This window comes from Stenotrophomonas sp. FBCC-B152 (assembly GCF_059134105.1).
In genome coordinates this window covers 872,094-884,404 of the sequence record NZ_CP101442.1, presented here as the reverse complement: position 1 = coordinate 884,404, position 12,311 = coordinate 872,094, and the positions used below count along the sequence as shown (strand labels likewise).

Annotated in this window: 8 protein-coding genes and 1 pseudogene; 6 read left to right on the top strand and 3 right to left on the bottom strand. The window is 60.3% G+C overall.

Annotated features, from left to right (window positions below):
• Positions 1 to 171: 171 nt before the first annotated feature.
• The 6 genes and pseudogenes from NMB40_RS04375 to NMB40_RS04350 all read left to right on the top strand — a co-directional run bounded on the left by NMB40_RS04375 (position 172) and on the right by NMB40_RS04350 (position 5,507).
• Positions 172 to 576: a barstar family protein gene (locus tag NMB40_RS04375; RefSeq protein ID WP_494360262.1), complete on the top strand. Its 405-nt coding sequence runs from the start codon at positions 172 to 174 to the stop codon at positions 574 to 576.
• Positions 577 to 1,156: 580 nt separating this feature from the next.
• The gene (locus NMB40_RS04370; RefSeq protein WP_494360261.1) at positions 1,157 to 1,915 is read left to right on the top strand and encodes a M15 family metallopeptidase; all 759 of its coding nucleotides are present in this window, start codon (positions 1,157 to 1,159) and stop codon (positions 1,913 to 1,915) included.
• A gap of 66 nt (positions 1,916 to 1,981) precedes the next feature.
• Positions 1,982 to 2,440, top strand: a pseudogene (locus tag NMB40_RS04365) (hypothetical protein); the annotation flags it as partial.
• Positions 2,441 to 2,649: 209 nt separating this feature from the next.
• Positions 2,650 to 3,672 carry a YadA-like family protein gene (locus tag NMB40_RS04360; protein ID WP_494360260.1) on the top strand — a complete coding sequence of 341 codons (1,023 nt, stop codon included), beginning with the start codon at positions 2,650 to 2,652 and terminating at the stop codon, positions 3,670 to 3,672.
• A gap of 132 nt (positions 3,673 to 3,804) precedes the next feature.
• The gene (locus NMB40_RS04355) at positions 3,805 to 4,284 is read left to right on the top strand and encodes a GIY-YIG nuclease family protein (protein WP_494360259.1); all 480 of its coding nucleotides are present in this window, start codon (positions 3,805 to 3,807) and stop codon (positions 4,282 to 4,284) included.
• Positions 4,285 to 4,400: 116 nt separating this feature from the next.
• Positions 4,401 to 5,507 carry a hypothetical protein gene (locus NMB40_RS04350; RefSeq protein WP_494360258.1) on the top strand — a complete coding sequence of 369 codons (1,107 nt, stop codon included), beginning with the start codon at positions 4,401 to 4,403 and terminating at the stop codon, positions 5,505 to 5,507.
• Between the two features lie 3 nt (positions 5,508 to 5,510).
• Here NMB40_RS04350 and mobF read toward each other — a convergent pair whose 3' ends face one another.
• The 3 genes from mobF to NMB40_RS04335 form a co-directional block, all read right to left on the bottom strand.
• On the bottom strand, positions 5,511 to 8,624 hold the full coding sequence (gene mobF / locus NMB40_RS04345) for a MobF family relaxase (RefSeq protein ID WP_494360257.1): 3,114 nt from the start codon (positions 8,622 to 8,624) through the stop codon (positions 5,511 to 5,513).
• Between the two features lie 63 nt (positions 8,625 to 8,687).
• Positions 8,688 to 10,598 (bottom strand): type IV secretion system DNA-binding domain-containing protein, encoded by a 1,911-nt coding sequence (locus NMB40_RS04340; protein WP_494360256.1) that lies wholly within the window; start codon positions 10,596 to 10,598, stop codon positions 8,688 to 8,690.
• On the bottom strand, positions 10,576 to 11,649 hold the full coding sequence (locus tag NMB40_RS04335) for an ankyrin repeat domain-containing protein (RefSeq protein WP_494360255.1): 1,074 nt from the start codon (positions 11,647 to 11,649) through the stop codon (positions 10,576 to 10,578). The genes NMB40_RS04340 and NMB40_RS04335 overlap by 23 nt, the downstream gene beginning before the upstream one ends.
• Between the last annotated feature and the right edge of the window lie 662 nt (positions 11,650 to 12,311).

Here is a 12,311-nt window from a genome sequence, read left to right as displayed (position 1 = left end):
GAGAACGGCCTCCGGAGGGGTTCGTGAATAGAAGCCCACTCTTTCATGTCGCATCGCCGCATTTAAATAACCGTTGGCAATTCCCATATACATGCCCCACGCCGCCGCGATTCGACGGATGGGGTGCCACTGCTAGAGTCGTGCCGACCAGGCATAGAGGGACAGGACTGAATGACCACCACCGATCCACTGGTACTGGTGCTGCAAGGCAGCGCGGTAAGTGACATCCCCAGTTTCTATGCCGAGATCAACCGGGTCTTCATGGCCGGCGAAGACTGGCAGCTGGGGCACAGCCTGGATGCACTGGATGACATGTTGTACGGCGGCTATGGCGTGTTGGCCGGGCACGAAAGCGCGACGGTGATCTGGCAGGACATCGAGCAGACTCGCAACGCTCTCGGCGAGGAAACTACCCGCGCATGGCTGAAGGCCAAGCTGGACGGAAACGACAGGTTCAACAGCCCTGTCATCGACGCCCAGTTGCAGGCGCTGGACGCTGGAAAAGGCCAGATTTACTTCCAGATTGTCATGGATATCTTCTCCGCCCATCCCTGCATCACCGTGTTGCAGAGGTGACTCGGTTACACTGCACACGCACACCCGGATCAGCTCCCCTCCTCACACGCGTTACGTGAGTGACGGGCCCCGGGTTTTTTTTCGTCTGCGGCTCCGGTTTTTTCGCATCACGCGCTGTTTGCCATCGTTTCTTGCGCCGCTCCCGTCCGGGCTGCCTCAACTACAATGGACTACCCGGCCTTCCCGGCCTGCCCTGCCCGATGGACCCCGCGTGACCCAGAAGCCCGCTGAACACACCCCGCTGATGACATCAGCGGCGCGTGTTCACATCTACTTGTATTTATTAGATATTTTCTAGCGGATGGCGGGCTGAGGATCACCGTTGCTACATCACTGCTACACCCCTTTCCTTCTGTCGAGTGATAGCGACGGATTGACATATCCCGCTTGCATGCTATCGATTTAACCGAGCCGGGGTTTCACTCCTTCCCCGCTCACTAAGCCCCCAGGCCTCCGGCTTTCTGACCTCCTCCCTCAGGATGCTGGAAACCCATTCTGGGGGCTTTTTCATGCACGCCTCTTGCGCTTTCCCAAAAATCCACTACCCCTGAAAGCATCCATAACTTTCTGGGAGGAAAGCATGCAGCCCCGTTTTACCATCGCCGCCGTTCTGGCTTGTCTGGCCCTGGCCGGATGTTCAACCATTCAACCCAAGCCCAAGCCCAAGCCCAGCAGCACCCGGATTTACCAAACGCCTAAGCCGAACGGCGCCATCTACCGGCTCTTCCATCCGAAAAGCGAAAAGATGTGGAAGGGGGTTTCCCCAGCGCTGCGGGAAAAGGTTGAATCCATCCAAATCCAGATGTCCATGGAAGGGTTTGATGTGCGGCCTGTTGAGGGCTACCGCTCCCCCGAGCGCCAGGCTGCCCTGCTTGCCTCCGGGTCCGGCGTGACCAGCGTTGGGGCGTTCTCCAGCTGCCATAACTTCGGCTTGGCCTTGGATGCCGCCGTGTTCGTCAACGGGGAGCCAAGCTGGAACTTGAACGATCCGCACGTCATGGCCGGCTACTTGCGCTTCGGGGAGCTGTCAGAAATCGTTGGCCTGAACTGGGGCGGGCGGTGGACAAGCCCCAAGGACTACCCACACGTGGAACTCAAGTCCGAATGCGGGCAGGCAAAGCTGGCTTATCGCCAAGGCCGAAAGCACCCCCTCTTCGCGGCACCGCTAGAACCCGCTTCTTATCTCCTCGCACGCGCCTTGCCACCGACGTGGTGTCCCAATGGGTCGGGTTGGGCGTGCGCGGCCTGGGGAACCGCAAAGCCATTGGCTTGGCAATGGGAAACACCGAAACGAGCATGTTTGGCGACCTTTCCTAACAAGATGAAAAAGATCACCTGATCGCCTTGCGCAAACAAAATCACCTGCTATGGATTTAAGTATCAATCCAAACTCGGGAGGGTTTAAATGTTTCCGCATCGTCTAGCCATTTTATCCGCATTGATCGGCGCTGCTTTGTTTGTGGCGCCGGCTTACGCTCAAACCGCCACGGGCACGGGCGCAACGGCATCAGGGCCTAACTCAACGGCAACGGGTGAATACGCCCAGGCATCTGGACCAAACTCCACTGCTACAGGAGCCTACGCGATTGCTACGGGCAACGGAGCCATCGCGAACGGGATTCAGGCCAACGCTTCTGGGGAGAACGCGCAGGCATATGGCACTAACGCCCAAGCATCGGGCCAGAACTCGATGGCCGTTGGACAGACCGCGAATGCGGCGGCAGAGAGGACTGTTGCCATCGGCACTTTGAGTTTTGCTGGTGCTGAAGATGCGGTCGCAGTTGGACAACAATCGGTCGCGACCGGCGTTAAGTCGGTAGCTCAAGGTGTGCAGGCGCAAGCCAGCGGCGATCTGTCCATGTCCTTTGGATACCTCAGCCGCTCGCGCGGCAACGCCTCGATTGCTCAAGGGAATCAGGCCCAGCCAACGGAAATCATGCGGTTGCGATTGGTTCGTCCACCGTTGCCGATGCATTTCAGTCACTTGCACTGGGCGTTGGGGCTGAGGCTCGCGCCCAGGATTGTGTCGCCCTGGGCTCTCATAGCCGCTGCTGGGCCAGCGACGAAGTCAGCGTGGGATCCATTTATGAGGACGGGGGCCAGAGCACTCGTCGCATCACCAACGTTCGCGCCGGCACCTCGGACACCGACGTCGCAAACCTCGGACAGGTCCGTCAGGCGGCCCAAGCGTTGGGCGGCGGCGCCACGTTCGTCAACGGCAACTTTGTCGCGCCCATTTATCAGTTCCGCAGCGGTGCCACGCATCAAACCGTTGGAGCGGCCTTGGATGATCTGGACGGGCGCGTGACCTCCCTTGAGCAAAACCCAGGCAGCGGCTCGGGCACGCCTGGCCCGCGTGGCGCAGATGGTTTAAGCGCCTACGAGGTGGCCTTGGCCAACGGCTTCCAAGGCAATGAACGAGATTGGCTGGCAAGCCTGAAAGGGGAGCCAGGGGTCCAAGGGCCCGCTGGCAACGATGGCGTAGACGGAACCGCAGGGACCGGCTCGGGCTCAACTGCAAAGGCGGGCAAGAACGTCGAAGTCACCAACAACTCAGACGGCACCCAAACCGTTGCGGTCAGCGATAACGTGCAGCTGTCGGACGCGGGATCGGTGAGCGTCGGCGCTACCACCGTCAACGCCCAAGGCATGACGATTCAAGGCGGTCCCTCGGTCACCACGGCAGGCGTCAACGCAGGCAATCAGCGCGTGACCAACGTTGCCAGTGGGCGTATCGAGCGGGGCTCCACCGATGCCGTCAATGGCGGCCAGTTTTGGGACGCTCAGCAAGCTTGGAACGACCGGTGGACAGACACTGACCGCCGCTTGCGCCACCAGGATCGCCGCATCAATGCCCTGGGCGCCCAGATGGGCGCGATGACCCAGATGGCAACCGCTGCTGCGGCGAATGGCGGGGCTGCCGTCGGCCAGGTCAACCTCAACGCGGGCGTTGGGTTCTCCGGTGGCGAGGCGGCGGTGTCCATTGGCTGGGGGGCTCGGGTCTCGGAAAAGGTCAGTGTCTCGGCGGGCGTTTCCTTCGGCTCTGGGAACAAGCCAGTGGCCGGGTTCGGGTTGAGCATCAACCTGGGGCGCTGATAACGATTGCGTGGCGAAAAGAGGAGGTGATCGTCTCGGCAAGGGCCCTTCGGGGCCCTTGTTCGTGGGGCCTCTTGACGAACCCCGCCTTTCTTTTATGGGTATGTGGGTATATCCATTTATGGAGGGCCCTTGAACTGGAAACGCAATCAAAAACACCTGCCACGAACCAGGTATCTCTATGCCCTCTTCTTCAGCAATGGCTGCTGCTACGTGGGGCAGACCGTTGACCTGAAGCAGCGCGAACAGCAGCACCGGAGTTCACGTGGAGGCTGGCATAGTCGCCCCTTCTCCTTCGTGCCACTGTCCAGCATGACTGGCACCCAAGCCGATGCGGAGCTGCACGAATACGCGTGGCGCTACAAAGCCTTTCAGAAGGGCTGGCGGATCTACAGCAAACCACCAGGCCTCATCATCCGCGATCCGCGCCGCCGAACGACGGGACACATGAAGTCGTTGGCTACTGCCTATACGTGGCCCGCGACTGCGCCAACGCCGGCTCGAAGCGCGAGATTGGGAAGCAGCGGGATTGGGTGGACGGTGTTCAAGTGGTGGTTCGTCTACCCCGGTATCCTCTGCCTTGTTCTGCTGGCCCTGGGGATTGGTCGTTGAGCCAACAGGCCAAATGAGAACGACTCGTATCGCCTAAAACGCGCCTAAAGAAATCTGTTGCGCGCCTACGAACCGTGCCCTAAATATATTGCCCTCACGGACAACAGGGGGCTCCAATGAAACTGCAACACGGATGGCAGGCTTGCCGAAACTGCCACTCTACCAACAGCGATTTGCGCGTTGAGGGGCCATGGCATCTACGCGCCAATCCAGGCTACTGGGGCACCAGCGAGCCCAAGGTGTTGGTGCTGGGGTTCTCCAAGGGCGCCACCCAGATTTCCGCCTCTCAATCCGGCAACTTCGACGGGGTTGCCTTCGCCGGGATGCGTCCTCGCCTGCGCCAAGTTCTGGATGCGCTGGGCATCGACCTGGGAACGGAATCTGTTGATCAAGCCCTCTCGGCGTCGAGCCGTTGGCTGGGTGCCGCGTCGCTGATTCGCTGCGGCCTATCGCTGGACATCGACGGCAAGCTGACCACCAGCGGCACCATCATGCCCAAGGCGGCCTCCGCAGCGTTCACCCGCCAGGTCATGCGCTCCTGCGTGGAACAACACTTGAGCCCGCTGCCTGCCAGTGTCGAAAAGGTCGTGATGCTGGGAACTACGGATGCCTACATCAAAGGCGTCAAGGCCCTGATGGCAGACCAGTTCGCCGACTACCGAGAGATCAATGAGGTGGCATTCACTGCGCAGGGCCGGATCTGGGTCTTCGCTGCGCACCCGAGCCCCGCCAACGGAGAGTTCAAGCACTGGCTCGGCGGAGACATGGGATCAGCTTCGGGCCGCAAGTTGCAGCTGGCACTCCAGGCCCTCGGCTCAAACCCTGTGACACCGACTGCAACCGCACCGGTCGTAGACGTCGCAAAGGTCACACGCCAAACCGTTTCAAGCACTCCAACCCCAACCCCCATCGCCAAGGACAGCATCCCGATGACCAGCAGCACCGATGACCGCTTTGCCCAGACCTTCCACCTGATCCGCGGCGATGGAAAGAAAGTCGTTCCCGTGACGATGAAGAACAAGGACACGGGACGCGTCGCTTTCCGCGTGGCAAAGCAAGGGAACACCAAGGATGGAACGGTTGAAGTCACGGACGAGGCAGACCTCCTTCGCAAGTGCGAAAGCGGCCTTTACCAGATCAGGGTGCAGCCCTTGGACAAGTCTTCGCCGCCAAGCTTCGTCCGCCCGCAACTCAACCACCGCATCGTAAAAGGCCGCGCCTGACTGCTACCGCTCAAGGCCCTGCCGCTGGCGGGGCTGTTGGGCAGGCGACTGAACCCCGGGTGCTGGGAGTCGAACCTTCCGGCCCCGCGCCTGCTCGAACACCTCCAGCAGTTGGCGTGCCTTGCGCTCGGATTCGCTCATCTTGGCCGCCGCTAACTTCGCTTGCTTCTGCTTCTGGTGCTCCTTCAGCAAGGCGTCTAGCTTGACCATCGCGCCGCTGCGCTGATTCCCTGGGCGATTGGAGGCCTTCTGTTTGTGTTCCCCGCCCTGCTCCTTGAGCAAGTCGTCCAACGTCACCTTGGCGCTGCTGCGCTGCGCGGCTGGGCGTTGAGCTTGAGGACGCTCGGAGATGCCTGCGGGCAGCTCCTGTTGTGCGGCTTTGGTGTCCTTGACCGAGCCCGCGTCCAGCACGGTCTCTTTCAAGCGTTCCAGCCCTAGCCGCTCGTTCAACCGCTCCACGTCTTCGGACGTTGCAAACATGCGGTAGGAACCCTTCGTGAGCCGGGTAAAACCCACCAGGGCCGAATGCGTGTCAAGCATCCCAAGGTTCGCCACCAAGTGGTAGACCTCCCGCTTGCCCTGGCCCTGGCTCTTGTGGACCGTCCCGGCATACGAGTGCGTCAAAGCCTTCATTTCATGGCTATTGAACGTCAATCGCCGGCCGTCCCCCTTCGTCTCGGAGCGAATGGAAGCCGTGATGTCGTAGCCGCCCTTCCTTGAAGGCTTGATGTTCTCCACCACGGCCTGGGTGCCGTTGATGACCCCCAGGTCCTTGTTCTTCGAAGTGAAGACAATCTGATCGCCTCTGGACAGGGTTAGATCGAACTTTCGCCCTTTTTCCCGGGCTTCGATCACCACCTCTTCCTTGTCCAGCTCTCCCCGCTCCTTCAACCCAGCCCGGATGCCAGCATTGAGGGCGGCCACGTCGGCTCGGGTGTGAGCGATGACCAACTTCTCCTGCATCGGGGTTGGGTCTTCGAAGTATTCGTGCAACAAGCGCTCGCGGGCTTCCTTCTCCGTCGCCGTTTCGCGGATGGTGTCGAGCAACCGGGCCTTGATAGCGTTGCCCTTGTTGAGGGTCTGCGCCCGGGAACGGCTGGCCTTCTTCAGGTCAATGATCTGGCCGTGCTCGTCCGTTTCGTAGAACGACAGTGCGGTGGCTCGGTCTTCCTGTTTTCCCTGGCGTCGGATCTCGGTGAGTTTGGCATCGCCTACAGCGCTCTTGGTTAGCTGAAAGCCCGAGCCCGCGCCAATAGGCTGAAGTTGTTCCACGTCCCCCTGCATGATCACCTTTGCCCCTGCCTTGGCCGCGTAGCTGAAAAGCTTGTGCGTGTTGCGCGCATCGACCATGCCCGCCTCGTCCACCACGATGACATCGGTTTTGCGGAACTGCATCTTCCCTGCGTCTAGCTCGTAGAGCATTTGGGCCATGGACACGCTGCTCATTCCGCTTTCCGCCTCCAGCTTCTCGGCTGCGGCGTTGGAAACGCAGACGCCCAGCAGCTCAAATCCTTGGCTTTCGTAAGCTGCCCGAAAACACTCACTGATCGTCGTTTTACCGGTTCCGGCGAGCCCCGAGAGATTGCAAACGCCCCCGCTGCCCTGGGTGATGTGGTCCAGCGCGTGGCGCTGCTCTTTGGAGAGTTGGAAGCCCTTGGCCTTCTCGTAGTCTTCCACCACCCGGTCCACGTCGGCTTGGGGCACGTGGTGATGGGTTTCCTTGGCTCGGTCAATCGCGAAACCCACCACTTCCTGTTCGATCTGAAGCATCCACGGGGCGCAGTAGCGCTCCTGGGTATGCCGCCTTGCCAGCGAGTCGCCCTTGTCGTCGTCGTGCAGGCGCATGGGGTTGACCAGCACCAGGCCGTGCTCCTTCTTGAACGCTTCAACCAAGCTGTAGAGCTCTGGCACGGTGACGCTGCCGGCGTATTCCTGGCCCAGGACCTCCAAGAGGTTGTGGTCGCAGAAAATGGCGTCCGTCTCGTGGAGCCGCTCCAGCAGTTCTGCCGGGGATTTTTGCTCCATTTCGTGCGCGTTGCCCTTGGCCTGCTTTAGGCTTTCCGTGGATACGTCGAAGCCTTTCAGCGTGTCCTGCCAGTGCGCGATGAGCTCCCGGTAAGGCGGCTCGTCCTTGTCTTTGCGCGTGGCCAACGTGGCCTGCTGATTAGACACGTTGTGCTTGGCCGCGTAAGCGAGGATTTCCTTGCGGCGGTTGCCGTAGCGATCCGTGACCTCTTCGTCCAGACCCGCGATGCGCGCATAGGTGCGGCCGGTTTCCTGGCCGTCGTCGTCCAACTCCCTGATTCGGTCCACCCCATAACCCAGCGCCTTCATGCCCTCGTAGAGCTCGGTTTTGTAGACCTCATCCATGGCTTTTCGGTAGCGGTAGATTTCTTCAGCAGAGAGGCTGGCCTCTTCCCCATCGACGCCGAGGGAGAGGTTGTAAAGCAAGTTATGAGTATGAAGATTTGGCCCCATCTCCCCGGTCGCTTCATCGGCTCGGGAGGCGTAGTGGTGATGGCTGCTCCAGATCAACCCATCCACCCCAATGACGTCTTTCCCGGCCTTGTTGCGCCGTGTTTCGGACATGGCTTCGAAGGATTGCATTGCCCGCTGAACCGCGTTGCGGTGCGCGGCATGGATGGATTCTTGCTCTGCGGGGTCGGACGCCAGGGAAAACGCCACGCTGATATCCAACGGTGCGCTGATTGTCAGGTCAAAACCGATCCGGTGTCCGCCGGCCAGATACGTCACCACCGATCCGTCTTTGTTGCGCAACGGGGCCTTGCCCGTCTTATCAAAGCGGACTTTGACCTGACCGCGATCCCCGGCTCCGTGGCATAGCGCTCGACCGGTCTTGGGGTCGAACCCATCCGTCAGCGGAATCATCAGCTCTTCCGTGGCGCGGACGCCTGCCAACCCCAGGTGCTGGGCCATGCCGCCGTAAAACGTTGACTGCGCCTCTTTGCTGGGTGCGGAACGGCTGTAGTAGCCCACGGCCATGCTTGCTTGCTCGGCTTCTTCAGAGAGCTTTTCCTGGGCCAACAAGTAGTGAATCGACGCGGAACCACCCTTGGTTCCCCCGGCGTTTCGCTTCAGCAGTGTGGTGTTGATCATGAGTCCTCCAGGTCCTGGCTATCCCTTCAGATCTACCAAAACCCAGCGACTCCACAACCCCCATTACTTGCGGAAGATGGCTTCCAGCTCATCGTCACTGACGGCGCGAAGCTTGGGCGGCGTTGCCCCGCGTCTCTGAAGTTCCGCGCTGGCCTGGTAGGCTGTCATCTTCAGCACGCGCTGGACCTCTGCGTCACTTTGAGCATCGCTCGGAGGTAAGGGTTTCTGCTCCACCGCGCGAGCGCCCTGCTTCGTCCACCGAGCCCGCTTCTGCCCCTCTCGAACCTTCGGGTAGCTCACACCGGGCCAGTCCAGCAGGAGCAAGTCGCCCTCGGTCTGGACGATTGCACGGATGCCCCAGCGCTCGGTGCCGTAGGCCTTGCCCTTGCGGAAGCCCAGGTCGTCCGTGAGCCGACCTGGCGCCACAATGGCTTTCGACTCCTCGTGGACGGTTGCCTTGTCGTCGTGAGTGCGCCAAGCCACGGTCCGCTTGCCCAGGTTCCGGGAGATTTTTTCCCGGGTCTCACCGACCTGGAGCTGGCAAACAATGTGTGTGCCGACCAACCCAGAAAACGCCTGCGCGGTCTTGTCGCCGTAGACCTTCTCAACCTGGCTCCAGTCCTGAACAGCCATGCAGGCCACTACGCCTTTGGAGCGCCCCAGTGCCAGCAACGGCTCGATGTTGAGCTTGCCGGCGGAGGTGAGCTCATCGAAGAAGAACCCCAGGAATCGCCCGGCCTCGTCATCTGGCAGGCTCGGCCCAATGATTTCCGGCACCGCGCAGTTGATCATCGCGCTGATGTAAGCCTTGGTCAGCACCTCGTCCGGCCCTGACTGAACGATGACCTGCTTGCGCCCCGTGTAATCGTCCTTGATCCAATCCAGCATCGAGAACATGCGGTCAGGCTTGCGCTCCGGCCAAGCCAGGGCCAGGCGCTCGATGACCGCAGTGCCGTTGGCGAGCACGGCCATGCAGCTGGAAGTGGTGTTGCTGTCTGGGTTGGAAATGAGCGCAGCGGCTCTCGGATAGTAAAGCGAGAGAGCTTGAAACATCTGTTCAGCAGGACGGGCAACCAGGGCCGCCAGCTCTGACCACCCCCACTCCTTGCCCTTCGTGGCTTGTAGCTCACGCACGCACCCCTCTAGCAACGCCTGGGCCGCTGAAGCCCAAAACGCTCCAGAACCTTCTTCACTTTGGATGATCGATTGGGAGAAAGCCGCGGCCTGGGTTTGCGTCGCCACGTCACGGCCAACGTCCCATACCAAGCTTCGTTTGTCGAAGGGACAGACGATTACCGGCCGCTTGAAGATCGAGCTGAAATCCCCCTTGATGTCATAAATGAAGGCCTTCTTTTTTTGCCGCACTACCTGTTCCAGCAGATGCTTCAAGATGACACTCTTACCGCTGCCCACGCTTCCGTATAGGAACATGTGTCGGGCCAACAGCTTCTTGCTGACCACCCAATCGGGATGCAGCGACAAGGCATGCAGCTCATCTGCCTGCTCCTTTTTCGTGAGTGACCGACGGCGCGCTTCAGCCAAGGCTTCTTTCCCTTGCAGCAGTTGAGCACCGGATACGTGCCAGGTGCTTGAGCGCGGGATGAGGCCTCTACGGGTCACCCACGCAGCCGCCCACCCAGCTAACCCTGCCGCAACTCCAATCCTCGTCAGTGTGTCGAAGGTGGCCTGCTCGCGGGCGACCTCCCAGAACGCGCTGGCCGGCTCACGCAGGGAAATGGTCGCGGTGGCAAGGTTGCCCAGCGCTGTGACGCTACCTGTGAGCGCCTGGCTGTAGGTCATGAGGGAGTGGCTGCTTGGCACCTGCCACCCAAGCCAGAGCGCGGCTGGGTAGGTCAGCGCGGCGATGACCCAACCAGAAAGCAACGCCTGGGGCCAATATCGGACTTCGCGGCTCGGCTCGATGCTCGATGGGACCGTCCAGCTCCAGCAGTCATAGACCGAAGGCTTGCTCACGTCCCTTCTCCCTTCCCCGGTGCACGTCGCCCGGTTTGCGCCCCTCACGATCAAACTGCCCCGGGTCCGCCCCTGCAGCCATGAGCTCCAAGCAGCAACGCGCATGTTTGTGTTGAGCGGCTACGTGAAGCGGTGTTTCTCCACGGGGGTTACCCAAGGCTGGATCCGCCCCCGCCTCAACCAAACGCCGGACAATATGGTGGTGGCCATGGCGCGCTGCGAGGTGAAGGGGCATGTCCCCATTCGCGCTGGGGACGTTGGGCTCGGCTTTCATGCCCAAGCATGCATTGACACCCTCCAGGTTTCCGGTCGTTGTGTGCTCGCAAAGCCACGTCTGCCAGGGCGCTCCGTAGAGGCCCAAGTGCGGAGAACGCGCATGGGCTTCGGCAATCACCTGGCTCCCATGCATCCGCGGCAACGCGTCCCCGTAGGTCGCGATGAGATGCTCCTCTGTCGTCTTGGCCTGCTGCTCGGGCACCTCGAAGCGCTGCAGCAGCCTGGCAATGTCCAAACGCGGTTGGGGTGGCGAAGGCAGCTCGGATTGGGCGAGCAGGGCCTGGAGACGATGGGCGGCGGTGCGGTTGGCTTGAACCTGCTCGAGGGAGTCGCGGAGCTCGGACAGTAGGCCGTCCCGTTGATCACTTGGCAGCAAGGCGTAAACCTCGGCAAGCCGTTTATGGCCCATGACGCCCGCATGGATCGTCGCGTCCAACTGGTGTGGAGAAAGGGCGGGTTCGACCTGGACCAGCGTAGCGTGGCCGCCCTGACCCAGCTCAAGGTTGACTCGATTGGAGAATCGGCTGGGTGTCATCAACCAGTCAAACCCCACATCCGTGCAGGTGTCCAAGCCGGCGACTTGGGCCTGACGGCAGAACTGCTCGGCCAACGTCAGTGCTTGCCTGGGGTTGGAGGTGGCCAGCTGTTCGTGATGCTTGCCGTAGAACCGGGCAAGGGTCAGAGGGTGGATGATTGAGTGGACCAACGACTCATGGGGGCGATTCAAGAAATCACCCCCGTTTGGGTCTGCTACGTTTTCGATGATGGGTTCCATCACCATTGCATACTGGTTTTTTCCGGTTTGGCAATCACCCGCAAACCTTGAGGAAAAGCGCAGTCCCGACCACAAAAGCGACTTGAAGCACAAACACGACGTTGTGCAGGTCCATTTGCTCTAGATCCGCACGGATCCAGGCAATCATGCCATCAAGCCAACGATGTTTGCGGCCACGTAGCTCACCACACAAAACCCACCCAGCGTGAACAACAGGTTTCCAACGTTGTCCGTAGCGTATTCGTAAGCGTCAGCGAAAATAAACATAGGGACCTCCCCCGGTTGTGTTAACTCATTACAGTTAAACACAAGTCATTACATTGGCAAGCCAAAAAATATCGACTGCTCGACAGTTTTACTCTTTAGTCAAGATCTTTGAGTGGCGGCAAGGCTTTCAGCAACAAGAGATTGACTGCCTCTGAAAGCGAAACCCCATGGTTTCTGGCATAGGCCTCCAATGCCAGCCTGCAAGGGCGTTCCAGCCTTGCGTTGATGGTGTCGGGCCGAAGGGGTTTTATTCGCCAAGGTTTTTTTCGCTCGCTCATCCCTTTAGCATGGACGTGCTTTGGCCTTTGTCAAACCCCTCCCCCAACGCTTTTGCTTCAAGCCGATTTTGATTTTGCTTTAATGGGTAGATCGCCCCATCCAAAACCTATAAATCC